Annotated in this window: 24 protein-coding genes and 1 pseudogene; 7 read left to right on the top strand and 18 right to left on the bottom strand. The window is 69.8% G+C overall.

What is annotated here, in order from left to right:
- Positions 1-36 precede the first annotated feature (36 nt).
- Positions 37-903, bottom strand: a complete 867-nt coding sequence (locus K0H49_RS14370) for a restriction endonuclease (RefSeq protein ID WP_219213642.1) — start codon at positions 901-903, stop codon at positions 37-39.
- A gap of 179 nt (positions 904-1,082) precedes the next feature.
- On the opposite strand from K0H49_RS14370, the gene K0H49_RS14365 reads away from it, so the two are divergent.
- Positions 1,083-1,997, top strand: a complete 915-nt coding sequence (locus K0H49_RS14365; protein WP_219213640.1) for a LysR family transcriptional regulator — start codon at positions 1,083-1,085, stop codon at positions 1,995-1,997.
- Between the two features lie 94 nt (positions 1,998-2,091).
- On the top strand, positions 2,092-2,868 hold the full coding sequence (locus K0H49_RS14360; RefSeq protein WP_374122358.1) for a sulfite exporter TauE/SafE family protein: 777 nt from the start codon (positions 2,092-2,094) through the stop codon (positions 2,866-2,868).
- A gap of 9 nt (positions 2,869-2,877) precedes the next feature.
- Here the strand turns inward: K0H49_RS14360 and K0H49_RS14355 are convergent, their stop codons facing one another.
- Entirely contained in the window at positions 2,878-4,152 is a 1,275-nt protein-coding gene (locus K0H49_RS14355; RefSeq protein WP_219213637.1) for an MFS transporter, read from the bottom strand.
- 83 nt (positions 4,153-4,235) lie between these two features.
- Between K0H49_RS14355 and K0H49_RS14350 the strand changes: the two genes are divergently transcribed.
- Entirely contained in the window at positions 4,236-5,198 is a 963-nt protein-coding gene (locus tag K0H49_RS14350; RefSeq protein ID WP_219213636.1) for a LysR substrate-binding domain-containing protein, read from the top strand.
- A 13-nt stretch (positions 5,199-5,211) separates the two neighbouring features.
- On the opposite strand, the gene K0H49_RS14345 is transcribed toward K0H49_RS14350, so the two are convergent.
- The 4 genes and pseudogenes from K0H49_RS14345 to K0H49_RS14330 all read right to left on the bottom strand — a co-directional run.
- Entirely contained in the window at positions 5,212-6,156 is a 945-nt protein-coding gene (locus K0H49_RS14345; RefSeq protein ID WP_219213634.1) for a sugar kinase, read from the bottom strand.
- A complete protein-coding gene (locus K0H49_RS14340) occupies positions 6,143-6,793 on the bottom strand; it encodes an RraA family protein (protein WP_219213631.1) in 651 nt (216 codons plus the stop codon). The genes K0H49_RS14345 and K0H49_RS14340 overlap by 14 nt, the downstream gene beginning before the upstream one ends.
- Before the next feature lie 36 nt (positions 6,794-6,829).
- The gene (locus K0H49_RS14335; protein ID WP_219213627.1) at positions 6,830-7,822 is read right to left on the bottom strand and encodes a TRAP transporter substrate-binding protein; all 993 of its coding nucleotides are present in this window, start codon (positions 7,820-7,822) and stop codon (positions 6,830-6,832) included.
- Positions 7,823-7,850: 28 nt separating this feature from the next.
- Positions 7,851-8,081, bottom strand: a pseudogene (locus tag K0H49_RS14330) (TRAP transporter large permease subunit); the annotation flags it as partial.
- Positions 8,082-8,113: 32 nt separating this feature from the next.
- Between K0H49_RS14330 and K0H49_RS14325 the strand changes: the two are divergent.
- Positions 8,114-8,335 (top strand): hypothetical protein, encoded by a 222-nt coding sequence (locus K0H49_RS14325; RefSeq protein ID WP_219213958.1) that lies wholly within the window; start codon positions 8,114-8,116, stop codon positions 8,333-8,335.
- Positions 8,336-8,339: 4 nt separating this feature from the next.
- On the opposite strand, the gene K0H49_RS14320 is transcribed toward K0H49_RS14325, so the two are convergent.
- Complete coding sequence (locus K0H49_RS14320; protein WP_219213622.1) at positions 8,340-8,951, bottom strand: DUF938 domain-containing protein; 612 nt, start codon at positions 8,949-8,951, stop codon at positions 8,340-8,342.
- 179 nt (positions 8,952-9,130) lie between these two features.
- Between K0H49_RS14320 and K0H49_RS14315 the strand changes: the two genes are divergently transcribed.
- The gene (locus K0H49_RS14315) at positions 9,131-9,733 is read left to right on the top strand and encodes a TetR/AcrR family transcriptional regulator (RefSeq protein ID WP_374122357.1); all 603 of its coding nucleotides are present in this window, start codon (positions 9,131-9,133) and stop codon (positions 9,731-9,733) included.
- A gap of 18 nt (positions 9,734-9,751) precedes the next feature.
- Here the strand turns inward: K0H49_RS14315 and K0H49_RS14310 are convergent, their stop codons facing one another.
- The 11 genes from K0H49_RS14310 to K0H49_RS14260 all read right to left on the bottom strand — a co-directional run bounded on the left by K0H49_RS14310 (position 9,752) and on the right by K0H49_RS14260 (position 20,148).
- A complete protein-coding gene (locus tag K0H49_RS14310) occupies positions 9,752-10,384 on the bottom strand; it encodes an isochorismatase family protein (protein ID WP_219213618.1) in 633 nt (210 codons plus the stop codon).
- A complete protein-coding gene (locus K0H49_RS14305) occupies positions 10,377-11,453 on the bottom strand; it encodes a 2,5-dihydroxypyridine 5,6-dioxygenase (protein ID WP_219213616.1) in 1,077 nt (358 codons plus the stop codon). The genes K0H49_RS14310 and K0H49_RS14305 overlap by 8 nt, the downstream gene beginning before the upstream one ends.
- Positions 11,454-11,513: 60 nt before the next feature.
- Complete coding sequence (locus K0H49_RS14300; protein ID WP_219213613.1) at positions 11,514-12,344, bottom strand: alpha/beta fold hydrolase; 831 nt, start codon at positions 12,342-12,344, stop codon at positions 11,514-11,516.
- Positions 12,341-13,108: a maleate cis-trans isomerase family protein gene (locus K0H49_RS14295; RefSeq protein WP_307886059.1), complete on the bottom strand. Its 768-nt coding sequence runs from the start codon at positions 13,106-13,108 to the stop codon at positions 12,341-12,343. The genes K0H49_RS14300 and K0H49_RS14295 overlap by 4 nt, the downstream gene beginning before the upstream one ends.
- Before the next feature lie 14 nt (positions 13,109-13,122).
- Positions 13,123-14,361 (bottom strand): FAD-dependent monooxygenase, encoded by a 1,239-nt coding sequence (locus tag K0H49_RS14290; protein ID WP_219213610.1) that lies wholly within the window; start codon positions 14,359-14,361, stop codon positions 13,123-13,125.
- Between the two features lie 108 nt (positions 14,362-14,469).
- Entirely contained in the window at positions 14,470-15,231 is a 762-nt protein-coding gene (locus K0H49_RS14285) for an ABC transporter ATP-binding protein (RefSeq protein WP_219213608.1), read from the bottom strand.
- Complete coding sequence (locus K0H49_RS14280; RefSeq protein WP_219213606.1) at positions 15,228-16,025, bottom strand: ABC transporter ATP-binding protein; 798 nt, start codon at positions 16,023-16,025, stop codon at positions 15,228-15,230. The genes K0H49_RS14285 and K0H49_RS14280 overlap by 4 nt, the downstream gene beginning before the upstream one ends.
- Complete coding sequence (locus K0H49_RS14275; RefSeq protein ID WP_219213604.1) at positions 16,022-17,011, bottom strand: branched-chain amino acid ABC transporter permease; 990 nt, start codon at positions 17,009-17,011, stop codon at positions 16,022-16,024. Before K0H49_RS14275 ends, K0H49_RS14280 begins: the two co-directional genes overlap by 4 nt.
- The gene (locus K0H49_RS14270) at positions 17,008-17,880 is read right to left on the bottom strand and encodes a branched-chain amino acid ABC transporter permease (protein WP_219213601.1); all 873 of its coding nucleotides are present in this window, start codon (positions 17,878-17,880) and stop codon (positions 17,008-17,010) included. Before K0H49_RS14270 ends, K0H49_RS14275 begins: the two co-directional genes overlap by 4 nt.
- A 30-nt stretch (positions 17,881-17,910) precedes the next feature.
- Positions 17,911-19,047: an ABC transporter substrate-binding protein gene (locus tag K0H49_RS14265; RefSeq protein ID WP_257624865.1), complete on the bottom strand. Its 1,137-nt coding sequence runs from the start codon at positions 19,045-19,047 to the stop codon at positions 17,911-17,913.
- Positions 19,048-19,374: 327 nt separating this feature from the next.
- Positions 19,375-20,148 carry a helix-turn-helix domain-containing protein gene (locus K0H49_RS14260; protein ID WP_219213597.1) on the bottom strand — a complete coding sequence of 258 codons (774 nt, stop codon included), beginning with the start codon at positions 20,146-20,148 and terminating at the stop codon, positions 19,375-19,377.
- Positions 20,149-20,337: 189 nt separating this feature from the next.
- On the opposite strand from K0H49_RS14260, the gene K0H49_RS14255 reads away from it, so the two are divergent.
- Entirely contained in the window at positions 20,338-22,599 is a 2,262-nt protein-coding gene (locus K0H49_RS14255) for a TonB-dependent receptor (RefSeq protein WP_219213593.1), read from the top strand.
- A gap of 2 nt (positions 22,600-22,601) precedes the next feature.
- The gene (locus K0H49_RS14250) at positions 22,602-23,996 is read left to right on the top strand and encodes an MFS transporter (RefSeq protein WP_219213590.1); all 1,395 of its coding nucleotides are present in this window, start codon (positions 22,602-22,604) and stop codon (positions 23,994-23,996) included.
- The last annotated feature ends 33 nt before the right edge of the window (positions 23,997-24,029 follow it).

The following is a 24,029-nucleotide window of genomic DNA, read 5'->3' as shown; positions in this document are numbered from 1 at the left end:
CGCACGTCGTTCGTTCGCCCGCGCGACCTGACGGCATCAAGCGCCATCGATCGAGCGCGTGCCCTTGCAGCCCGGATAGGCTTCGCATCCCCAGAATGCACGTCCCGCCGAGGCGCCACGCTTGGCGACCCTGCGCACCATGGATTGAGCGCAGACCGGGCAGGCAGGCGCGTCATGGACCGACGCGAAGGCCGGTGCAGCTTCACTTTTCAGTGGCCTATCCGAATGCCCCGGTGCCGCGCGCCCCTGCCGAATCCATTGCAGCAGCGCAGGCCCATCGACAAGGCGGATGTTCCGCCCTTCGGCGAAGGCCGTCGCTTCCTGCGTGAACCGACCCGATGTGACGACCACCCCGCCGGCAGCACCGCCTGCGGCCATGACACCGTACAGCTCGCGCACGACGGTGACGCCGACCTTGAAGGCCTTCCACTGCTTGCATTGGACGAAGACCTTCTCGCCGGCCTTGCCGAGCACCAGATCGATGCCGCCGTCGGCACCACCACCACCGCGCTCCTGGACCGTGTAGCCCTGTTGGCGGAAGGCCTCGCCGACGAGCAACTCGAACGCTTGCCATGTCATGCCTTCGAGCGCATCGGCGGCCTTGCTTTGCGAGACGGTGTTCAGCAGCGTGCGACGCCGGCGGCGCCGAAGCACCGAAGCCAATGCGCCCATGGCGCAGAGAAACGGCAGGATGAACTGCCCCGCATAGGCGAGGCCACGCCAGAGGCCGCGTACAGCCACTTGGCCCATGTCCTGAGCACTCTGGGCCAGGGGCACGGGCGCTGTCGCCAGGGCATGCAGCACGAGGTAGCTCAACACCGCCAATCCCAGGCCCGCCCACCACGGCAGGAGCGCCACCAGATCCATCAGATCGTCGGCACCGGTCTTCCTGCGTCTTGCCATCGTGCGTGCTCCTCGGGGGGGCGGCGATCTGCCATGCCCTCAAGAAACATTTTGCAATACTTTTGAGCAAACTGGATCGGCCTTCCCCGTGGTCGACCGTCACGGCGCCCTGGCGACGGTCGACCAGCAGCCTTTGCGCAGGTGCCGTTCGGCGCCGACCCGAATGCCAGAATCCCCCCATGCTCACCCATCGGCAACTGCGCTATTTCGTGGAGATAGTCGATGCGGGCGGCTTCAGTCCGGCGGCCGAGCGGCTGTTCGTCGCGCAGTCGGCGCTGAGCCGGCAGGTGCGCGAGATGGAGCGCGAACTGCAGGTGCCGCTGCTGTTGCGCGACGCGCGCAAGCTGGCCATGACGCCCGCGGGCCAGTCGCTCTATGCCGATGCGCGGCGCATTCTCGCGGCGCTCGAAAGCGCGGCGGCCAATGCCGCGCATGCGCAGCGCGGCACACAGGGCACCTTGCAGCTGCTGCATTCGAGTTCGGTCCCGCTGACAGCACCCCTGCTTGCGTTGCTCCGGCGCCATGCGGAGCAGAACCCGTCGATCACGATCGAGGTGGCGCAGGCCTCGTCGGAAAGCCAGGCGCTCGAGGTGCACGAGGGCCGCGCCGACATCGGCCTGGCGCGCGCGCCCATCCTGCGGCGCTACGAGGGCGTGCGCCATGTGGTGCTCTACGAGGAGCCGCTGGTGGCACTCGTGCCGGCCGGCCATGTGCTCGCGGGCCGTGAGCGGATCGCGCTGGCGGAACTGCGCGACCAGCGCTTCGTCGCGCTGCCGCACCGCGAACGCGGTGGCCTGAGCCATCGGGTGGCCGAGCTGTGTGCGGCGGCCGGCTTCCAGCCGCTGGCGGCGGCAGTGCGTTCGCGCAAGTGGGCGCAACTGGCACTGGTGCAGGGCGGCCTGGGCGTGGCCGTGGTGCCCGCCTCGATGGGCCGGTACGCGCCCGAGGGCGTGTGCGTGCTGGCACTGGAAGACCCGGCCTGCACGACCGAGCTGCTCGCGCTGTGGCGGCCCGACGCGCCGGCGCGCGTGCTGCGCTTTGCCGACGCCCTGGTGCGGGCCGTGGGCCGCGAGGACCGCAGCGCATCCAGCTGATTTCGAGATCACGCCGCGCCGCATTCGGTATTGGCGCCGCGATGCGCAGGCCTATAGATTCGGCTTCCTCTTCTTGTCATCGGAACCCCGCCGCGTGGACGCCCTCTTCTCTTCCGTGTCGGCCGCGTTGCCGCTCGCACCGCTGCACCTGCTTCTGGTCTGCGCCGGCGTCACGCTGGCCTATGTGATCTTCGGCCTGGCCGGCTTCGGCACCGCGCTGGTGGCCGGCCCGCTGCTCGCGCAGTTCGTGCCGGTGGCGGTGATCGTGCCGCTGCTCGCGCTGCTGGACTTCGCGGCGGCCACAGTGAACGTGCTGCGCGACGGCCGCTCGGCCGACACCGGCGAGTTGCGGCGCATCGTGCCCGCGATGGCGCTGGGAAGCCTGGTCGGCGCGGCGATCCTGCTGCACGGCCGGCCCGAGGTGCTGCTGGCTGCGCTGGGGTTCTTCGCGGTGGGCTACGGGCTCTACGCGCTCGCCGGCTTCAAGCAGAAGGCACGGCTGTCGCCGCGCGCGGCCTGGCCCTTCGGCGCGGTCGGCGGACTGTTCTCCGCGCTGTTCGGCAGCGGCGGCTTCATCTACGCGATCTACCTGGCCGGGCGCATCGAGGCCAGCGAGCGCATCCGCGTGACGCAGTCCACGCTGATCGGGCTGTCGACGCTGACGCGCGCCGTCCTGTTCCTGCTGGCGGGCGTCTATGCCGACCGGGCGCTGCTGCTGCTCGCGCTGTGGCTGGTGCCCGCGATGCTGGTCGGCACGGCCGTCGGCCGGCGCCTCACGCTCGGGATGCCACGGGCGCAGTTCATGCGCATCGTGAGCGTGGTCGTGCTGTGCTCGGGGCTGGCGCTGCTCTGGCGGTACTTCGCGGCTTAGGGCCGGCCCTCAGCGCCGCACCCGCGCGGGCAGCATCAAGGGCATGGCCGCCAGCGCGCACCCGCCCGCGACGAACCACACCAGCGGCCATCCCTGCAGCGTGAGCAGGTGCGGGATCAGCAGCGGCGTGACGAAGCAGAACAGGAAGACGCTGGTGTTCGCCATGCCCAGCGCGGTGCCGGCGCGCGCCGCACCGGCCAGGGTCGCGAGCTCGGTGTAGGCCACGCCGTGCCAGGCCGACACGCTGATGCCGGCCAGCGTCAGCAGCACCAGCAGGCCGATGCGTCCCGCCGAGGTCTGCGTGGCCATCGCGCCCGACAGCGTGAGCGCGCCGAGCGCCGCGAACAGCAGCAGGCTCAGCAGCGCGCAGCCGCGCAGGTAGGCCGGGCGGTTGCGCCGACGGTCGGTCCAGCGGCCGCTCCACACGCGCATGACCATCGCGCCGACCTGCACCGCGACCATCGCGGCGGTGATGGCCGCCCAACCCAGGTGGCCGAAGTCGTGCAGGAACACGGTGCCGAAGGACAGCACCGCGAACTGCGCCGAACACAGGATGCCGATGCCGGCCACGATGCGCCAGATGCGCGCATCGTGCAGCGGCCCGCGCTCGTGGGTGCCACCGGCCACGGGCGCCGGTGTGCGCATCGGCACCGCAGGCTCGTGCACCCAGGCCCAGGCCATCAGCGCCCCCAGCGCACACAGCCCGGCCAGCACCGCGTACAGCATGCGGAAGCCGCCGTGCAGCGCCAGCAGGGGCAACAGCAGCGCGCCGACGGCACCGCCCAGCGGCACGGCGGTCTGGCGGATGCTCATCGCCAGGCCGCGTTCGCTTTCGTCGAACCAGGTCATCACGGCCCGGCCGCTGGCGCCGTTGACGCTGCCGCCCAGCAGGCCCACGCTCAGCAGGCCGACGGCCAGCCAGCCCAGCCCCGGTATCTGGTCGCCATGCGGCGCGGCCCACAGCGCCATCGCCGCGAGTGCGGCTGCGGTGGCGCCCAGGCCGAGCAGCAGCACCGGGCGGTCGCCCCAGCGGTCGGTGAGCAGGCCCCAGGGCAGTTCGCTCAACGCGATGCCCAGGCCCATGAGGCCCAGCACCAGGCCCAGCGTGGCGTTGTCGAGCCGGTAGCCCGAGCGCATCAGCACGGCGGTCATGGGGATGCCGCTGAAGGCCACCGAGAAGGCCGCGTTGGCGGCCACGCCGGCGGCCAGCACCTTCCATCGATGGCGCGGACCGAGGGTGGAGGAAGCGGACGAAGGGAGGGACAGCGCGGCGTCGGAATGCATGGTGGGCGAAGTCTCGGGCGCCGCCAAGGTTTTGAAAATCAGAAAATAATGGCCACACCATCCCAAAATCCAGGACAGTCCAGATGAGCCATGTGATGTTCGATCTCGACGTGCTGCGCAGCTTCTCCACCGGCATCGCGCTGGGCAGCTATGCGCGCGCGGCCGACAAGCTGGGGCGCTCGACCTCGGCCGTGAGCGCGCAATTGAAGAAGCTCGAAGCGCAGGCCGGCACCGCGCTGTTCCGCAAGGCCGGCCGCGGCCTCGAGCTGACCGATGCCGGCCAGACCCTGCTGGCCTACGCGCACCGGCTGCTTGAGCTCAACGACGAAGCCGCGGCCGCGATGCGCGGCGCCGATCTCGAGGGCTGGGTACGGCTGGGCCTGCAGGAGGACTTCGGCGAGACGCTGCTGCCCACGGTGCTGGGCCGCTTCGCGCGCGCCCATCCCAAGGTGCGCATCGAGGCGTGCATGGTGCGCTGCGCCGAACTGCGCGAGCGGCTGACGCTGGGCAAGCTCGACCTCGCGCTGGTCTGGGACACGGGCGACCATCCGCCGATGCCCTACGGCGAGCGGCTGCTCAAGGCGCCGCTGCAATGGATCGGCACGGCCGCAGCCCCCGCAGGAGACCGGCCGTACTGGTGGCCCGAACGGCAGGCGCGCAGCGCCGAGGCGCTGCCGCTGGTGCTGCTCGACGCGCCCTGCCCGGTGCGCGACATCGCGACGAACGCGCTCGACCGCGCGGGCATCCCCTGGCGCCACGCCTTCAGCAGTTCGAGCCTGGGCGCGCTCTGGGCCGCGACCTCGGCCGGCCTGGGCCTGACCCTGCGCACGCCCTTCGGCCTGCCCCCGTCGGTGCGCGGCATCGATGCCGCGACCGCGGGCCTGCCCAAGCTGCCGCCGATGGGCCTGTGGCTCTACCGCGCGCAGGCCCGGCCCGAGGCGCCGGTGCTGCGGCTGGCCGAGCTGGTGCGCCAGGCCATCGAACCCCAGCCGCGGGTCGCGGCGCCGGGGCGCGCGCAGCGGGCGCGGGACGAAGTGCCGGCCTGAACCCGCAGCGCCGCTATGCCGCGGCGTGGCTCGCCAGGAAGGCCCGCACCGCCTCAGGCCGCGGGATCGGCGCCACCGCGCCGAAGCCGGTGGTGGTGAGCGCGGCGGCCGCGTTGGCATAGCGCGCCGCGCCGGCCAGCGCATCGCCTGCGACCAGGCGCGCCATCAGCGCACCGGCGAAGCAGTCCCCCGCGCCCGTGGCGTCGACCGCCTCGACCGTGTGGCCGGCGATGCGCACGCGCTCGTGCGCGGTGCCGATGACCGCGCCCTGCTTGCCCAGCTTGAGCACGACCGTGGGCGCACCCGCCTGCAGGCACCAGTCGATGATGGCCTCGGCGTCGTCCAGCCCGGTGAACAGTTCGGCATCCTCCAGGCTGGGCAGGAAGATGTCGCAGTGCGCCAGCGTCTCGCGGATCACCGCACGTGCGCGCGCCAGCGACCAGAGCTTGAGCCGCAGGTTGGCGTCGTAGACCACCTGCGTGCCGCCTTCGCGCGCGATCGCGATCGCATCGAAGACGGCATCGCAGGCGCTGGTGCTGATCGCCTGGCTGATGCCCGACACATGCAGGAAGCGCGCGTCTCGGATCAACGCGGCCGGCAGTTCGGCCCCGGTCATGCGGCTGGCCGCGCTGCCTGCGCGCAGGTAGCTGAAGGCATGGCCCTGCGCCGAGTGCGTGACGAAGTAGACGCCGGTGGGCGCGCCCGCATCGCGCACCACCGCCTGCGTGTCGACCTGTTCCGTGCGCCACAGGTCGAGCAGGCGGCTGCCGAACTCGTCGGCGCCCACGCGCGTCACGTAGGCCGTGCGCGCGCCCTGGCGGGCCGCCGCGATGATCGCGTTGGAGGTATCGCCGCCGAAGCCCTGCCGGAACTCGGGCGCGTCGGGACGCACCTGGTTGAACTCGATCATCGGCTCGCCGATCGAGACGATGTCGATGCCCATGTCAGATGCGCCCATATTTGGCCAGGCCCTTGCGCAGCGAGCGCTCCGCGATGATCAGCTTGGCCTGCTCGAGTTCGCGCGCGTCGATCTCCTGCGCCATCTCGAGCACCGCCTCGACATGCGCGCGTGGCACCACCACCACGCCATCGATGTCGGCCACGACGATGTCACCCGGATGGATCATCACGCCGCCGATCATGGCCGGTACCTGCGAGGCCACGGTCTTGTGGCGGCCCAGCGTGGTGCCGGGCGAGATGCTGCGCGAGAACACCGGGAAGTCGTAGTCGCGGCGGATCTCGGCGATGTCGCGCACGCCACCGTCGAGCACTGCGCCCACATGTTCGTTGGCAAAGGCGCCGGCCGTCATCAGGCCGCCCCACACCGCCACGTCGGCTTCGCCGCTGATGGCGATGCAGATCACGCTGCCGGCCTCGGCCTCGTCGATCAGGTCCAGCGCATGCTGCGGCGGCAGGAATTCGTCGGTCGCGACTTCGACCACGGTCACGGCCGGGCCGACGATGCGCTTGTCGTTGATGCGCGGCTTGATGGCCTCGTCGAGGTAGCCGCGCTTGCCGCAGACCTTGTCGACGGCATCGGCCACCGACGCGGTGGCAACGACCTGGAATGCGGAAACGATATCGGGAAGATTCATGGAGGATGTTCTCTGTCTGGGGAGTGGAGAGGGGTTTCAGTTGCCGCCGCCGGCCTTGGCGATCTCGGCCTTGGCCTGCGCCATCAGCGCGCTGCCGATCTGCGGCGTGAACTTGTCGTGCACGGGCTTGACCTTCTCGCGCATGCGCGCGATCTCCGCGGGCGCGACCTCGGTCACCTGCAGCCCATGCTTCTTCATCTCGCCGACCAGCATGGCCGACTGCTCGCGGTTGATCTTGCGTTGGTAGGCACCGGCCTCGACGGCCGCCTGGCGCACCGCCGCGCGGTCGGCCTCGGAGAGCTTGTCGAACCACTTCTTGCTGGCCAGCACGATGTAGGGCGTGTAGCTGTGGCCGGTCAGCGAGAGGAACTTCTGCACCTCGTAGAACTTGCCCGACTCGATCAGGCCCAGGCCGTTCTCCTGCGCGTCGACCGAGCGCGTCTCGAGCGCGCCGTACAGTTCGGTGCAGGGCATCGGAACCGGGTTGGTGCCGAGCTCCTTGAAGGTGTCGATGAACACCGGGTTCTGGATCACGCGGATCTTCAGGCCCTGCATGTCCTCCAGCTTGGTGACGGCCCGCTTGGAGTTGGTCAGGTGGCGAAAGCCGTTCTCCCAGTAGGCCAGGCCGACCAGGCCGTGGGCCTCGAGCTTCTGCGCCAGCGCCTGGCCCACGGGGCCGTCGAGCAGGCCGTCGGCCTCCTTGAAGTTCGACACCAGGAAGGGCAGGTCGAGCATCGCGTACTCCTTGATGATGCCCACCAGGTTCGAGGTCGGGCCCACCATCAGCTCCTGCACGCCGCCCTGCAGCGCCGACTGCATCTGCGGGTCGGTGCCGAGCTTGCCGCTGCCGTAGGTCGAGATGTTCACGCGGCCCGCGGTCTTGGCCTTGGCCAGTTCGGCCACGCGCTTGGCGCCCAGGCCCTGCGAGTTGTCGTCGCTCGCGCCGAAGCCGAACTTCGCCACCTGGGCCTGCGCGGCGCCGAGCGCGAGGGTGGCGGCCACGGCGATCAGGATGCGTTTGAATTTCACGGTATGTCTCCTTGGTGTTGCGGGTGAATCAGTGGAACCAGGCGGCCGGCACGGTGACCAGCGCGGGGAAGAGGATCAGCAGCAGCAGCACGATCAGCTGCGCGACCATGAAAGGCATGACGCCCTTGATCGCGTCGTCCATGCGGATGCGCGCGACGCCGCACACGACGTTGAGCACGGCCCCGACGGGTGGCGTGATCATTCCGATCGCGTTGTTGATGATGAAAAGCACGCCGAAATAGATCGGGTCGATGCCCGCGCGAGGGGGAGCGCACGCCCAAGACGGCCACCGTGGTGTGGATCGAGGAAGTGATCGTGCATTGCGGCAAGGCCATCCACCGCGCCGGGCTCTGGTCCGACGACGCACGGCGCGAGCGCCAGTCCCTGCCCACGGTCGGCCAGATGATGCGGGCCTTCGCGGCGCTCGGCACCGAAGCGCAGACGATCGGTGACGCGCAGATCACGCAGATCGATGCGCACTACGCGCACGCGGTCCGCCACAACCTGTACTGAACGCTCAGCGCGCGAACACCAGCAGCAGGTTGTTCGCCGGCATCGCGTGCCGCTCGCGCAGATGCAGCCCCGCGCGCGCGGCCTGTGCCGCCACATCGTCGAGGCGCCGAATGCCCCAGGCCGGATTGCGCGCACGCAGGTCCTCGTCGAAGGCCAGGTTGCTGGCCACCTCCAGGCCCTCTTCGAAGTAGGGCCCGTAGGTGAGCAGCAGGCCGCCCGGCCGCAGGTGGCGCGCCGCGCCGTCCATCAGCGCGGCGCAGGCCGGCCAGGGTGCGATGTGCAGCATGTTGGCGCAGAAGACCGCATCGAAGTCACAGCCGAAGGCCGGCCCCTGCGCGGGCCACTGCGGCGCCATCACGTCGAGCAGCACCGGTGCCTGCAGGTTCGGCAACGCGGCCTCCTCGACCCGGCGCGACAGCAGGGGCAGCATGCGTGCATCGGCCTCGCTCGGCTGCCAGAGCCAGGGGCTCAGCCCCGCGGCGAACCACACCGCATGCTGGCCCGTGCCGGCCGCGATCTCGAGGGCGCGGCCCTGCGGGCCGAGCGTGCGCTGCAGCACCTCGAGGATGGGTTGCTTGTTGCGCTCGGCGGCGGGGCTGGTGGGGAGATCGGGCATGGTGCGTGGGCTGGGATTCGGGTCCGGCGAAGGGTAGCAGGGCCCGGCATGCCGACGAGGCATGCCCGATAATCATTGATCAACCAATTAATTACAGGTTCGCGATGCCCGAGAAAAGACAAGATACCAAGCAGCATCGCAAGCCCAGAGGTCCGGGCCGGCCCGAAGGCACGAGCGTCGTGCGCGACGAGATCCTCGATGCGGCCGAGACGGTGTTCTCCACGCTGGGCTACGCCGGCACCTCGATGCGCGAGGTCGCCGAGAAGGCCCGGGTGACGCAGGCGTTGATCAGCTACTACTTCGGCTCGAAGTTCGGCCTCTTCGAGCAGGCCTTCCTGCGCCGCAGCGAACCGGTGTCGCTCGAGCGCATCGAGCGCCTGGAGGCGCTGCAGCGCGCGGGCACGGCCACGGCGCGCGAAGTCGTGCGGGCCTTCCTTCTGCCCACGGTCTCGTTGCGCGCCTCGCCGCAGGGCCGCGCCTTCCTGCGGCTGCAGGCACGGCTGCACACCGAGCCGCCGGAGATCTCGTACGAGCTGCGCACGCTGGCCTACGGCAGCTCCACGCTGCGTTATGTGGAGGCGCTGCGCGCCGCGCTGCCGGGCCTGAGCGAGCTCGATGCGCACTGGCGCGTCACGATGATGATCGGCACCTACCTCTATGCCTTCTCGGACACGCACCGGATGGAAGAGATGACACGGCCCGGCGTCTACGACCCCGCCGACACGGAGTCGCTGATCGAACAGGTCACGCGCTTCGTGGTCGGCGGCTTCGAGGCGGCCTGAGGCGAGGCGCCCCGCACGTCAGCCCGCCAGCGCCAGCCTCGAACGCAGCCCCTCGAGCGGCAGCACCTCGGCGTACTTCTGCGCCAGGTCGAACAGGCTCGCATCGTGCGGCCCGATGGCGCGGTCGCCCACGCAATCGCTCACCACGACCGGCGCGAAGCCCCAGCACATCGCATCCACCACGCTGGCCCGCACGCAGCCGCTGGTCACGCACCCGGCCACCACCAGCGTGCGCACGCCGCGCTGCGTGAGCCAGGGCGCGAGCGTGGTGCCGAAGAAGGCCGAGGGGACGTTCTTGCGCACCACCAGTTCGCCCGCGCGCGGCGCCAGCGAGGCCACGATCGCGCTCGCGGGCGAGTGTTCCTTGAGCGTCAGCATGCCCGGCACCTTGTCGGAGAACACGTTCGCATCGCCGTCGTCGTCGGCATAGACGATCCGGCTGTGCGCCACCGGCCAGCCCTGCGCACGCGCCAGCGCGAGCAAGCCGTGGGTGCGCGCGATCGCCTGCGGGATGTTGCCGCCGCCGAAGACCGCCGGGTCGGCGAAGCCTTCGACGAAGTCGACGATCAGCAGGCCGAAGGGCGGCGCCAGGCGCAGCGATGCACCGAAGCCCTGCTGCCGGTAGACGGCGGTGTCCGGCGCGTCATGCATGGGCGGCCTCCTGTGCGGCCGGGGGCGCGGGCATCAGCGACTCCACCACGCGCCCGTCGCGCACGACCTCGCGGCCGTCCACCGTGACCGTGCAGCGGCGCATCGGCACGTCGATGTGGCAGGCCGTGGTGCGGCTGCCGCCCGCTTCGTTGTTCGGGCCGAGCGAGAACAGGAAGTTGCCGCTGACCGCGCGCGCGTCCATGCCGATCGTGCCCTCGCGGTCGTAGAGGCCCAGCGTCGACCAGTAGGCGCGCTGCTGGAGGCCCCAGCCGATGTGCGAGATCGCATACGCCTCGGGGTCGGCGAAGGACTCGATGTATTCGCTGAGCATCTCGGCCTCCTGGCCGCCGTCGATGCGCGTCACGAAGCCCTTCTCGACCGTGAGCGTGATGGCCTCGCCCACATAGGATTTCATGGGCAGCAGCACGTCGCCCTTGGCCAGCACGATGCGTCCGTGCGCCTGGCCCTCGTTGGGCCAGGTGAACGCGAAGCCGCTGGGCCAGTGGTCCCAGCGTCCGGGTGCGTCGACGAAGCCGTACTCGGCAGTCAGCGGGTACTCGCCGTAGGGGCAGCGCAGGTCGGTGCCCGCGGCCGAGGTCACGCGCATCTCGCGGCCGCCCTTGAGCAGGGCCACGCCGGCCAGCACGCGTTCGCGGTCGGCGGCGGTCGGCACCATGCGCAGCAGCACCTCGGGCGGTTCGACGGCGAGCAGGATCCTGGTCCCGCCCTGCAGGATCTCGTGCTGCTCGGGCGAGAACAGCAGCGTCATCAGGTCGAGCACCAGGTCGGAGGCCTTGAGCGCGGCGATCGCCGGCCGGTTGCCGGTCAGCGGCGTGGTGCCGAGGTAGGCCAGCGGATCGCGGCTCAGCGCCTTGTCGCCGTTGACCGGCGGCAGGTCGAGCCGGCTCACGCTGGCGCCCATCATGCTCGCGGCGGTGATCGCGCAGCGCAGCGTCTGCGGGTGGGTCTGCTCGCTGGTGAGCACGGTGACGGCCGCGCCCGGTTCGAGGTTGGACAGGGTGAGCACCTGGGTCCAGGCGCGGATGAGGTCGGTGTCGCTGACAGCCATGAGGGGTCTCCGGGCAGTGAGGGTTGGGAAGGAAGTCGGAAGCAGGAGCGACGCGGCCGCTCAGTCCAGGGCCTGGCCGAGGAAGTCGCCGAAGGCGGCGTGGAAGCCGGCCTCGTTGTCCCACGGGATCATGTGGCCCGCATCGGGGACGCGCCGCTCCAGCAGCGCGGGCAGCAGGCCGCGCAGTTCGTCGACGTCGGCCGGGCGCACCACGTCGCCGCGCTCCGCGGTGAGCAGCAGCGTCGGCACCGCGATGCGCGCGAGGCCGGCATGGATGTCGTCGGTCTGGAAGGCCTCGAAGCTGGTCACGATGGCGCCCTCGTTGCAGGTGTGCAGCCACTGCGCGCGCAGGCGCAGCTGCGCCTCGCTCCAGCTCGGGCAGAAGGCACGCATCTGCTCGAGCGAGATGCCACGCTGCGCCAGGCGGATGGAGTCCACGTACCAGGGCAGCTGCGCGGGATACGGCCGCCGGCCCGGGCCCGAGACGGGCGGATCGACCGCCACCAGCCGCGTGAGCCCTGCGGGCCGCAGCGACGCGGCCCGCAGGCCGATGCGCCCGCCCATCGAGTGGCCGACGATCGCGTAGCGCGGCAACTCGAGCGCCTGCGCGAAGGCGATCACGTCGGCCACTTGCGCGTCGAGGCTGTAGTCGAGCGTGTCGGTGGCTTCGCTCAAGCCGCGGCCGCGCACGTCGAGCACGTAGGTGTCGAAGTGGCGGCCGAAGCGCTCGGCCACGAAGCCCCAGGTCACGGCCGGGCTGGTGATGCCCGGAATCAGCACGATGGCATCGCGCTGCGCGCGCGCGCCTTCCGCGCCGCCGTAGCGCAAGTAGTGCTGGCGGATGCCGTTGGCGTGGACCTGCGCGCCGTACAGGAAAGTGCTTTCGCTCATGCCGCCGCCTTCGTGTAGGCGCCGGAAAGCAGCGCACCCGCGCCGGGCACGACGGGCTCGAGGCCGAGCTGGCACAGCATCGCGTAGACGGTCGCGGCCGCGGCGGTCACGACCGGCTTGCCCGTACGCGCCTCGACCTGCGCGATGGCCTGCAGCGAGGGCATCTGCACGCAGGCCGACAGCACGATCACGTCGACGTCGTCGGTCGGCATGCCCGCGACGATGCCCGGCAGCTTCGCCGGATCGTGGCGCCCCACCTCGAGGTTGTCGGGGATCTCGAGCGCGCGCCAGTGCACGACCTCGAAGCCTTCGTGTGCGATGTAGTCGACCACCAGCTTCGTGAGCGGCAGCATGTAGGGCGCCACCAGCGCGATGCGCTTCGCACCCAGCACGCGCAGTCCGTCGACCAGCGCGCCGGCGCTGCTGACCACCGGCGCCGCGCCCTGGTTGGCCGCGGTCACGCCCGCGAGCCGCTGCTGCGAGGCCCGGTGGTAGCCGTGGCCCATGGCCATGATGGCCACCAGGCAGGCGTAGCCGAGCACATCGACGCGCGCGTCGCTGAGCTCCAGCGCGCAGCGGTCGGACTCGGCGTCCATGGCCGCGAGCTCTTCCTTGGTCACATGCTTCATGCGCATGCGTGAGGAATGGAAGGTGAAGCGCTCGGGCCGGATCTGCTCGCGCAGGTGCAGCATCGCCGGGATCTCGGTCTCCATGGTGGTGTTCGAGCTGGGCACGATCTGCCCGATGCGGTAGTTCGTCTTCATCTGTTTTCTCCGGTTCAGGCCGACACGACCTCGGCATCGAAACGCTCGACGCAGCGCGTCGCGTCGTACTCGTAGACCCACTCGGCCTTGATGCCCACGGCGTTGGGGTTCTGTGCCTGCTGGCGCTGCATCTCCAGGTCGCGCTGCTTGAGTTCCTCGGGCGTGGAGAGGTGGTAGGTCCGGCCGCGTTCGCGCGCCTCCAGTTGCACGCGCGCGGTGCGCGGGCGGCGCTCCGCCTCGTAGGCCTGCAGCGCCGCCTCGATATCGCCCGCGCGGTGCGCGAGCGCGGCGGCCAGCACGTAGGCGTCCTCGATCGCCATCGCCGCGCCCTGCGACAGGAAGGGCAGCATCGGATGCGCGGCATCGCCCAGCAGCGTGACCCGACCCTGCGACCACTGGGCCATCGGGTCGCGGTCGAACAGTCCCCACTTGAAGGTCTGCGCGCTGTCCACGCGCTCGAACAGGTCGACGATGTCGCGGTGCCAGCCCTGGTAGGCGCCCAGCAGTTCCTCGCGGGTGCTGGGCTCGGTCCACGACTCCGCCACCCAGTCGGCGCTCTCGTTGACCGCGACGATGTTCACGGCCGCGCCGCCCTTGACGTAGTAGGTCACGATGTGCGCCTTCGGGCCCATCCAGAACGAGGCGTCCGGGCTCACGAAGGGCAAGGGATGCCGCTCGACCGGCACCAGCGCGCGCCAGCACATGTGGCCGGTGAAGCGCGCGGCGGTTTTGCCCCAGAGGCCGTCGCGCACCACCGAATGGATGCCGTCGGCGCCGACGATCAGGTCGGCCTCGAAGGACGTGCCGTCGGCGAAGCGCGCGGTCGCGCCCTGCGCGCCCTGCGCGCCCTGTTCGATGCCCACGCACTGCACGTTGAAGCGGACCTTGTCGGCCGGAATGCCCTCGCACAGGATGGCGTGCAGGTCGGCCCGGTGCACGTGATAAAAGCCGGCGCCGAACAGCCGCGGGCAGGTCTCGCGCAGCGGCGTGCGGAACAGTTCGCGCGCCGTGTCCCAGCTGCGCCCGACCATCGCCTCGGGCAGGAAGCCGATGCGTTCGAGCGCCTCGCCCAGGCCCAGTGCCTGCAGCACCTTGGCCGCGTTGGGGGTCATCTGCACGCCCGCGCCGATCTCGCCGAAGGCGGGCGCCCGCTCGAACAGGTGCGCGTCGATGCCGCGCAGGCGCAGGGCCCGCGCCAATGCCACGCCGCCGATGCCGGCGCCCACGATCCCTACACGCAAGGGCTTGCTCATCACGATCTCCTTCGTACCGGACACTTCCGGCGCTTAATAAATAAACACACAATTAATTAATGGTGACGAAGAAGGCCGACCTTCGCCGGCCGGCCTCTTCCGCCCGACTCAGCCGCCCAGATACGCGCTCAGCAAGGCGGTGTCCTCGAGCAGCTCGGCCGCCGGCCGCTCCGCCACGATGCGGCCGGTCTCGTAGACGTAGGCCCGCGCCGCAACCGACAGCGCGTTGTGCACGTTCTGCTCCACCAGCAGCACCGTCACGCCGTGCGCGTGGATCTCGCGCACGAAGTCGAACACCTCCTCGGCCATGCGCGGGCTCAGGCCCAGGCTGGGCTCGTCGAGCAGCAGCAGCGTGGGCTCCGACATCAGCGCGCGGCCGATCGCCAGCATCTGCTGCTCGCCGCCGCTGAGCGTGCCGGCCAGCTGCCGGTAGCGCTCCTTGAGCCGCGGGAAGCGGGCGTAGACCTTGGCGGCGCGCTCCTCCACCACCGTGGCCGACTTGCAGAGGTAGGCGCCGAGGGCCAGGTTCTCGTGCACCGTCATGGCGGGCCAGACGTGGCGCTCCTCGGGCGACTGGGCGATGCCCTGCCCCACGATGCGGTCGGCCGGCATGCCGCCGATGGCGTGGCCCTTGAACAGGATCTCGCCGCGCGTCGGCTTGAGCAGGCCCGAGATCGCGCGCAGCGTCGTGCTCTTGCCCGCGCCGTTGGCGCCGATCAGCGCCACCACCTCGCCCGGCGCGATGCGCAGGTCGACGCCGTGCAGGGCCGCGGTCTTGCCATAGCTCACATGCAGCTGGCGCAGCGCCAGCAGCGGCTCGCCCGCAGGCGCGGCACCGGCCGGCGGCGATCGTTCGAGGACGGCGCTCATGCCTTCTTCCCTCCGCCCAGGTAGGCCTCGACCACGCGCGGGTCGCCCTGCACCTGGGCCGGCGTGCCCTCGGCCAGCTTCTCTCCGAAATGCATCACGACCACGCGGTCGGACACCGCCATCACCAGTCCCATGTTGTGCTCCACGATGAGGACCGACTGCACCAGCCGGCCCGGAAGGGTCTTGAGGATGTCGCCGAAGACGCGCGCCTCCTGGCTGTTGAGCCCGGCCGCGGGTTCGTCGAGCATCAGCACCTGCGGCTTGGCGGCCAGCGCGAGCGCGACCTCCAGCAGGCGCAGCTCGCCGCAGGACAGCACCGAGGCAGAAGTGTCCATGCGCTGCGACAGGCCCATGGTCTCGACGATGCGCGCGGCGCTGTCGCGCACCGCCTGCTCGGTCTCGCGCACCCGTCTGCCCGGGAAGAAGGTCTGCCACAGCGACTGGCGCGCTTCCAGGTAATGGCCAGTGAGCACGTTCTCGAACACCGTCAGCGACTTCAGGATGTTGGTCTTCTGGAAGCTGCGCACGATGCCGCGGCGCGCCATGCGGAAAGGTTTCTCGCCGGTGACGTCGGCGCCGCCATAGCGGACCTGGCCGGTGCTCGGCGTGTAGAAGCCGGTGATCAGATTGAAGCAGGTGGTCTTGCCGGCGCCGTTGGGGCCGATCAGGCCCACGATCTCGCCCGGGCGCACGTCGAAGCTGATGTCCTTGACGGCCTTGATGCCGCCGAAGGACTTGCCCAGGCCGCGCACTTCGAGCGTCGCGCCGGCCGGCAGGCTCAGGGCGGCGTTCATGCGGCTCTCCCGGTGGCCGGCGTCGCCAGCTTGGTCGATGCGGGTGTCGGCAGGCGCCGCTCGCGCCGCCGCTGCGCGAAACCCATCAGGCCCTGCGGAAGGAACAGCACGATGGCGATCACGGCCAGGCCGAAGATCGACAGCCGCAGCTCCTTGGTCTCGCGCAGGTACTCCTCGAGCAGCGTCACCAGCAGCGCGCCGATCAGCGGCCCGACCAGCGTGCCCTTGCCACCGATCAGCACCATGATGATCATGCTGATCATGAAGGCGAAGCGGAACATCTCCGGCCCGACGAAGGAGATGTAGTGCGCATAGAAGCCACCGGCCATGCCCGACAGGAAGGCTCCGAGCACCAGCGCCAGCATCGAGTAGGTCAGCGGGCGCACGCCGATCGACTGCGCGACGAAGCGGTTCTCGCGGATCGCCACGGCCGCGCGTCCCGCGTTGGAATGCACGAAGCGGTACGAGAGATACAGCGCGATGGCCAGCACGCCCCAGGCCACGGCGTAGTAGAACTGCTTGGCCCCAAGGTTGCCGGCTTCGGCCAGCATCGCGGGCTGCGGGATGCCCGCGATGCCCATCGGGCCGTTGGTCAGGCCGATCCAGTTGTCGGCGACCAGTCGCAGCACCTCGGCGAAGGACAGCGTCACGATCACGAAGAACGGGCCCTGCAGGCGCAGCGTGATGGCGCCGATCACCACGCCCATCGCCGCGGCCAGCACGCCGGCGACCGGCACGGTGGCCCACATCGGCCAGCCGTACTGCGTCGAGAGGATGGCCGCGGCATAGGCGCCGGTGCCCAGGAAGGCCGTGTGACCGAGCGAGAACTCGCCGACGTAGCCGACCACCAGGTTCAGGCTGGTGGCCAGCACCGCGTAGAACAGCACGATGATGGCGATGTGCAGCAGGTACTGGTCCCGCACCACGAAGGGCACCAGCGCGGCCAGCGCCAGGAAGCCGAAGAGGAAGTTGCGTTCGAATTTCATGCTCGCTCCGCGCGCTTGGAGAACAGGCCGTAGGGCCTGAAGACGAGGGTCAGGATCACCAGCGCGAAGCCGATGATGTCGACCCAGCCGGTCGCGACGTACCCGCCCCAGAGGGCCTCGGCCACGCCCAGCAGCAGGCCGCCCGCGATCGCGCCGGCGAAGCTGCCCATGCCGCCGAGGATCACCACCACGAAGGCCTTCATGCTCACCAGCCCGCCCACCGACACCTGGGCCGAATAGATCGAGCCCAGCAGCATGCCGGCCATCGAGGCGATCACGGTGCCCATCGCGAAGGTCGCGGCGTAGACGTTGGCGGTGCGGATGCCCACCAGCCGCGCGGCCATCGGGTCCTGGAAGGTGGCGCGCATCGAGCGCCCCAGGCGGGTCTTGTGGATCGTGAGCCAGGCCACGACGATCATCAGCGCGCACACCGCCACCGCGAACAGGCGCAGCTTGGTCAGCACGATCGGGCCGAGGAAGGCCGGACCGGCGGAGATCGGTGCCTCGACCTTCAGCGGCGCGGTGCCGACCGCAAGTAGCGCGGTGTTGGCCAGGAAGATCGACAGGCCGATGGTCAGCAGGATGCCGGCCTCCTCGCCCTGGTCGCGGATGCGCTCGATCAGGAAGCGGTCGATGAGCCAGCCGAAGGCGCCCATCGCCACGGCCACCAGCAGCAGCCCGGTGAAGAAGTCGAGGCCGAGCCGCGTGGTGGCCCACCAGCCCATGACGCCGCCGAGCATGTAGAGCTCGCCGTGGGCGAAGTTCACCACCCGCATGAGGCCCAGGATCAGGGTCAGGCCCAGCGCCGACAGCGCATAGAACGACCCGGTCACGAGGCCGTTGGCGAGGTATTGCAGGAGCAGTTCCATCTGCGTTCCGATCTGCGGGTGCGCCGCGGCTCAGGGCTTCTCGGTGGGGGACTCGGCCACGACCTTCGGCTCCTTGCCGACGATCTGCACCAGCACCACGTCGAAGCCGTAGCCCTCGCCCTTTTCGGTGAAGCGGTAGCGGCCGTTGGGCGCCTGGTAGTCGGTCTTGCGCAGCGCGTCGCGGATCGCCTCGGGCTCGGCCTTGCCCGCGCGGGCGGCCGCTTCCATCAGGATGTTCAGCGCGTTGAAGCCGGCCGCGCCGTACTTGCCCGGCTTCTCCTTGTAAGCGGCGGCGTACTGGTCGACGAAGGCCTTGTTGCGCTCGCCGGGCATGCTCGAGGCATAGGGCACGGCGGCGTAGACGCCTTCGGAGGCCGCGCCCGTGAGGCCGATGAAGTCGGCGGTGGCCCAGGAGCCGACGCCGAAGATCTTGGTGTTGAGGCCGAACTCCTTGAACTGCTTGACGAGGATCGAGCCGTCCTGCGTCTCGGCGGCCACGAACACGCCGTCGGCCTTGGCCGCGCGCAGCTTGGTCAGCAGCGTGTAGAAGTCGGTCGCGCCGTGGTCGAAGTACTCCTTCATCACGGTTTTCACGCCCATGCCGGAGAGGTCCTTGGAGAAGTCCTCGACACCGCCGCGGCCCCAGTCGTCGTTGACGCCGATGTAGGCCACGTTCTTGAGCTGCAGCTTCTCCGCGAGGATCTTGCTGAAGGTCTTGGACATCAGCCGGTCGGTCTCGGCCGAGCGGAAGAAGTACTGCATGCCCTTCTCGGTCAGATCGGCCTTGGACGACACGCCGCTGAGCAGCGGCACCTTGTACTTCTCGGCCACCGGCATGACCGCGGCCGTGGCCGAGCTGCAGAAGGCGCCGGTCACGGCCACCACCTTGTCGCGCTGGATCAGTTTCTCGGCTGCGTTCACCGAGTTGGCGGGGCGGCACTGGCCGTCCTCGATCACCAGTTCGATCTTCTTGCCGCCCACGCCGCCGGCCGCGTTGCGCTGTTCGACCGCCAGCTTGGCGCCCGCCACGAAGGCCTGGCCGTTGTAGGCCACCGATCCGGTCAGGGGCTGGATCACGCCGATCTTGACCGTGTCCTGCGCCCAGGCGCCGAGGCAGAAGGTCGGCAGCATCCACGCCGCTGCGAGGGATTTCCATTGGAAGTTCATGAGGTTCTCCTGAAAGAGCGTCTGCCAAGGCAGGACTTACATAATTAATCGATCAATTAATTTCAGGCGAAGTTTAGGGCGTACACCGCGCCACGCCACGGGACTAACCCTGACAATTAATTGATCGGTTAGTAAGCAATCGGCGTGCCAAGCGCGGCAACGCCTTTTCGCTCGTGACGGGCACCGTGGACGCCCGGGAACGTGCATGCCGCACCGGCACGCGGCGCCGCTCCCCGATCAGGGCATGGCTGGACTTGCGACGCCGGGCCGCAACGCAGACGGCCGCTGAACGACGGGGTGCCGTCGGCACCTTCGCGATGCGACAGGCTACTTCTTGCGCTTCGCGCTCGGCGCCGAGGACGGCGCGGATGGCGTGCCAGCCTCGACGCGCCGGACGATCGGCGGCATGGCCACCGGCGCGCTCATCGACGGATGCACGTCGTTGACCGACTCGCACACCGAGAGCATCAGGCACGGGCCCTCGCTCGCGGCCACGTAGGCGTGGCCCATGGCGCTGTCGAAGTAGACCGAATCGCCGGGATTGAGCAGCACGGGCGCATAGAGCTCGGTGTGGAACTCGATGCACCCCTCGAGCGCATAGATGAATTCCTCGCCCGGGTGGTGCGTGAGGCCGCCGAACTCCGAGAAGAAGTCGTCGAGGCTGCGCGCGCGCACCTCCGTGATCATGGGCGTGAGCCGCTTGTTGAGCAGTTCGGTCGCGAGGTAAGTCTGGCGGTAGGTGCGGTTGCTGACCGCCATGCCCTCGCCGTGGCGCTGCACCACGCGGCGCCCCGTGCCCCGCACCTGCGGCGCGGGTGCCAGCGCCGGGCCGCCGCGCGCGCCGGTCACGCCGCTGCCGGTGCTGCTGCCGGAGGGCTCGAGCACCTGCGCCATGTCGACGCCGAGGCCGCCGCTGATCAGCTGCAATTTCTCATACGTCAAAGACGCATGCCCTTTTTCCAATTTAGACAATGTGGAAACCCCTAGTCCCGTGCGTGCGCTGACCTCGCCCAGCGTGAGGCCCAGTCGCTTGCGAAGGGCACGAATCGTCTCGCCGGGCGCCACGCGCGCAGGGGAGAAAGCAGACGGGTTGTCGTTCATGAGGCGATGTGGTGAGAGGTCCTAGGGACGATACGGATTGCAGACCGCGAATCTATACGCAAGGCGGCATTTTGCCCAATTCGCCAAGTTTATACAGACAAGAAAATAAATTGCTAATTTGGAAATTCATTTGTAGGATGCCGACCGGATCGACTGCCGTCACAACCCCTTCGCTGGAGTGCCTCACCCATGATTCGTCTCGACAATACCGGCCTCAACCGGATCGCCCGCCCCTCTTTCCTGCGCGCCACGCCGCTCGCTCTGCTGGTGGCTTCGGCTGCCGTTCTGATGGGCCAGGCTGCGCACGCGCAGACCGCCGCCCCTGCGGCAGAGACCGAGAGCAAGGCAACGAACGCGCTCGACAGCGTGACCGTCACGGCCACGCGCCGCCGCGAGCCGGTGCGTGAAGTGCCGATGCAGGTCAACGTGGTGCCCAGCGAGAAGCTGGAGCGCGAAGGCGCGAAGAAGCTGGCCGACTACATCGCCGACCAGCCGGGCGTGAACCTCACCAGCAGCGGCACCGTCGGCGGTTCGCTGAGCATGCGCGGGCTGACCACCGGCCCGTCGCAGACCATCGCCACGGTCGGCGTGTACATCGACGACATCGCCACGGGCATGAGCTCGGCCTATGCGCTAGGCGGCTTCACGCCGCTGGACATGGGCATGCTCGACCTGCACCACATCGAAATCCTGCGCGGTCCGCAAGGCACGCTGTACGGCGCCGGCGCCATGGGCGGCGTGCTCAAGTACGTGACCAACCAGCCCGACACCACCGAGTTCTCGGGCGCGCTGAAGTTCGGCGCCTCGTCGACCAAGGGCGGCGGCAGCGGCTTCACCACCGGTGCGACGCTCAACATCCCGATCAAGGAAGACACGGCCGCGGTGCGCCTCTCGGCCTTCAGCGACCGCGTCGGCGGCAGCTACAACGCCGTCGGCCCGGCTGCAGGTTCGAACATCGACCGCGGCCACACCGAAGGCGGCCGCTTCTCGCTGCTGCTCACGCCGACCCGCGAGCTGACCGTGCGCATGACCGCGACCAGCCAGGAAGTCAGCCGCCGGGGCCTGGGCTTCGAGGACATGACCATCGCCACCGGCCGCCCCGTCTACGGCGAACGCACGCGCTTCCTGTACACCGGCGAGCCCTACAAGAACCGCACCACGCTGTGGGGCCTGGACGTCGAATACGACTTTGGCTGGGCCCGCCTGAACTCGATCACCTCCGTGCAGGACGTGAAGATCAGCAACGCCGCCGACATCAGCGGTGCCTATGTACCCTTCCTGCGCACGCAGGGCCTGACGGCCGTCTCGGTCCCGCTGGGCAGCAATGTGGACCAGCACCGCACGAGCCAGGAGTTCCGCCTGACCTCGCGCTCGGGCCAGACCTTCGAGTGGCTGGCCGGCCTGTACTTGAACCGCGAGCGCGGCAACGTCGCGGGCCGCATCGATGCGAACCTGCCCGCCGGCCTGCCCGACATGAACCTGCTGGTCACCGGCAAGCCCAACCGTTATCAGGAAGTCGCGGCCTACGGCGACATCACCTGGAACGCGACGTCCGCGCTGTCCTTCACGGGTGGCGTGCGCCTGGCGCACAACAAGCAGTCGTACACCGACCGCAACGCCGGCCTGCTGATCGGCCCGGTGCCCTCGACGGGCGGCGGCGAATCGTCGGAGAGCCCCACCACCTACCTGGCCACGGCCAAGTACGCGCTCGACAAGACCAGCAACGTCTACTTCCGCGCCGCCAGCGGCTACCGCCCGGGCGGCCCCAATGGCCTGAAGCCCAACACCAACCGCAACCTCGTCAAGCCGATGTACGAGTCGGACTCGCTGTGGAGCTACGAGCTCGGCTACAAGGCCGATTTGCTGAACCGCACGGTGTCGGTCGAAGCCGCGCTCTACGACATCGAGTGGAAGAACATCCAGCAGCCGATCCGCGACGGGGGCTTCGGCTTCTTCACCAACGCCGGCGATGCACGCATCAAGGGTGCCGAGCTGATGCTGGGCTGGAAGCCCACCCGCGACTGGAACCTGCACACCTCGGCCTCGCTGATCGATGCGCGCCTGCAGACCGATGCCGCCGGCCTCCAGGCCAAGGCCGGTTCGCGCCTGCCCTCGACGCCGCGCTTCGCGGCCTCGGCCGGCGTGACGCGAAACTTCAGCCTCGCAGGCCGCGACGCCTATGTCGGCATCGCCGCACGCTACACCGGCAAGCGCGACGCGGGCTACGAAGGCAGCACGGTCGCGCCCAGCATCAAGCTGCCGGCCTACACGATGGTCGACCTGCAGGCCGGCATCGAGTTCCCGCGCTTCAGCCTGGCCGCCTATGTCCGCAACCTGGCCGACAAGCGCGGCCTGGTGTCGGCTGAAGTGGGCGTGACCTCGCCCACCCAGGCCCTGGTGGCCCTGGCACCGGCACGCACCATCGGTGTGACCATGACCGTGCCGTTCTGACGATGGCGCTGTTCACGCCGATCGCGCCCTCGCTGGCGACCGAAGGGTCGTCGGCCGGGGTGTCCGAAGGGGTCGTCAAGGCCCCGCCCAGCGCCTGGTATGCGCTGATCGTCCTGATCATCGCCACGGTGCTGGGGGCGGTCGACAAGGTCGTGCTCACGCTGCTGACCGAGCCGGTGCGCCTGTCGCTGTCGCTGTCCGACACGCAGATCGGCCTGCTGCAGGGCGCGGGCTTGGTGCTGTTCACCGGCATCGCCACGCTGCCGCTGGGCTGGCTCAGCGACCGCTACGACCGCCGCGTGGTGCTCGCCGCCTGCGTGGTGCTGTGGAGCGCGGCCACCGGCCTGCGCGGCACGGCCGAAGGCTATGGCGTGCTGTTCATCGCCTCGATCGGGCTGGGCGTCGGCGAAGCCGGCCTCACGCCGATCACCAACAGCATGATCCCCGACCTGTTCCCGCGCGCGCAGCGGGTGTTCGCCAACGCGGTGTTCGCGCTGTCGATCATCTTCGGCAGCGCGCTCGGCGCCCTGCTGGGCGGCAGCGTCGTGAACCTGACCGACGAACTGCGGCACCTGCTGCCGGTGTCGATGCAGGGCTACGAGGCCTGGCGCCTGACCTTCTTCGTGATGGCCGCCACAGGCATCCCGGTGGCGCTGCTGGTGTTGTCGATACGCGGCGGCCGCGGCGGCAAGGGCAAGGCCGCGCCCCTGAGCTTCGACACCGTGACACCCGCCAACGCCATCGGCTTTCGCGAGCACCTCACCACGCACTGGCGCACGTTCGCCGGCCTGGTGATCGGCTTCGGCCTGGGCGCCGTGGGCCTGAGCTCGATCGGCACCTGGCTGCCGGTGGTCGCGGCGCGCGAGTTCGGCGCCACGCCGGCCGAAGTGGGCCGCGGCATCGGCCTGGCCTTCCTGACCGGCACGCTGGTCGGCGGTGCGCTGGGCGTGCTCGTGATGCGCTTCGTGCAGCGCCGCATGGGCCCGGCCGCCGCGTTGCGCATCATCATGCTGGGCAACCTCAGCGCGGCGCTGCTCTCGGTGCTGATGCTGTTCATGCGCTCGTCGACCGACGTGTTCATGCTGCTCGCGCTGCTGGTCGTGCCGCTCATCAGCGGTGCGGTGCTGCTGCCCAACGTGCTGCAGGACGCGGCCCCGGCGCATCTGCGCGCGCGGACCATCGCACTGCTCACCATGGCCAGCCTGCCCTTCGGCGTGATGGGTCCGCTCACGGTGGGCCTGCTGTCCGACAGCCTCAAGGGCTCGATCAGCGGCAACAGCCTGGCCACCGCCGTCGTGATCACGACGCTGGTCGGCGGCGTGCTCGGCGCGATGGTGCTGCGCGCCACCGAAGGCCGCTTCGTGCGCCTGATGCAGGCCGCGCAGACCACCACCTGAGCCCGCCCCGCCCTTCTTCCATGTCTTCTCTTG

It is taken from the genome of Variovorax boronicumulans (genome assembly GCF_019352895.1).
Taxonomy (GTDB): Bacteria; Pseudomonadota; Gammaproteobacteria; order Burkholderiales; family Burkholderiaceae_C; genus Variovorax; species Variovorax boronicumulans_A.
Note: the sequence above shows the minus strand (reverse complement) of the source record. Positions and strands in the feature narration are given on the sequence as shown.

Excerpts from the sequence above, each read along its gene's own strand:
- K0H49_RS14370 (WP_219213642.1), bottom strand. The coding sequence starts at position 903 with ATGGCAAGACGCAGGAAGACCGGTGCCGACGATCTGATGGATCTGGTG.
- K0H49_RS14365 (WP_219213640.1), top strand. The coding sequence starts at position 1,083 with ATGCTCACCCATCGGCAACTGCGCTATTTCGTGGAGATAGTCGATGCG.
- K0H49_RS14355 (WP_219213637.1), bottom strand. The coding sequence starts at position 4,152 with ATGCATTCCGACGCCGCGCTGTCCCTCCCTTCGTCCGCTTCCTCCACC.
- K0H49_RS14350 (WP_219213636.1), top strand. The coding sequence starts at position 4,236 with ATGAGCCATGTGATGTTCGATCTCGACGTGCTGCGCAGCTTCTCCACC.
- K0H49_RS14345 (WP_219213634.1), bottom strand. The coding sequence starts at position 6,156 with ATGGGCGCATCTGACATGGGCATCGACATCGTCTCGATCGGCGAGCCG.
- K0H49_RS14340 (WP_219213631.1), bottom strand. The coding sequence starts at position 6,793 with ATGAATCTTCCCGATATCGTTTCCGCATTCCAGGTCGTTGCCACCGCG.
- K0H49_RS14320 (WP_219213622.1), bottom strand. The coding sequence starts at position 8,951 with ATGCCCGATCTCCCCACCAGCCCCGCCGCCGAGCGCAACAAGCAACCC.
- K0H49_RS14310 (WP_219213618.1), bottom strand. The coding sequence starts at position 10,384 with ATGCATGACGCGCCGGACACCGCCGTCTACCGGCAGCAGGGCTTCGGT.
- K0H49_RS14305 (WP_219213616.1), bottom strand. The coding sequence starts at position 11,453 with ATGGCTGTCAGCGACACCGACCTCATCCGCGCCTGGACCCAGGTGCTC.
- K0H49_RS14300 (WP_219213613.1), bottom strand. The coding sequence starts at position 12,344 with ATGAGCGAAAGCACTTTCCTGTACGGCGCGCAGGTCCACGCCAACGGC.
- K0H49_RS14295 (WP_307886059.1), bottom strand. The coding sequence starts at position 13,108 with ATGAAGACGAACTACCGCATCGGGCAGATCGTGCCCAGCTCGAACACC.
- K0H49_RS14290 (WP_219213610.1), bottom strand. The coding sequence starts at position 14,361 with ATGAGCAAGCCCTTGCGTGTAGGGATCGTGGGCGCCGGCATCGGCGGC.
- K0H49_RS14285 (WP_219213608.1), bottom strand. The coding sequence starts at position 15,231 with ATGAGCGCCGTCCTCGAACGATCGCCGCCGGCCGGTGCCGCGCCTGCG.
- K0H49_RS14280 (WP_219213606.1), bottom strand. The coding sequence starts at position 16,025 with ATGAACGCCGCCCTGAGCCTGCCGGCCGGCGCGACGCTCGAAGTGCGC.
- K0H49_RS14275 (WP_219213604.1), bottom strand. The coding sequence starts at position 17,011 with ATGAAATTCGAACGCAACTTCCTCTTCGGCTTCCTGGCGCTGGCCGCG.
- K0H49_RS14270 (WP_219213601.1), bottom strand. The coding sequence starts at position 17,880 with ATGGAACTGCTCCTGCAATACCTCGCCAACGGCCTCGTGACCGGGTCG.
- K0H49_RS14265 (WP_257624865.1), bottom strand. The coding sequence starts at position 19,047 with ATGAACTTCCAATGGAAATCCCTCGCAGCGGCGTGGATGCTGCCGACC.
- K0H49_RS14260 (WP_219213597.1), bottom strand. The coding sequence starts at position 20,148 with ATGAACGACAACCCGTCTGCTTTCTCCCCTGCGCGCGTGGCGCCCGGC.
- K0H49_RS14255 (WP_219213593.1), top strand. The coding sequence starts at position 20,338 with ATGATTCGTCTCGACAATACCGGCCTCAACCGGATCGCCCGCCCCTCT.
- K0H49_RS14250 (WP_219213590.1), top strand. The coding sequence starts at position 22,602 with ATGGCGCTGTTCACGCCGATCGCGCCCTCGCTGGCGACCGAAGGGTCG.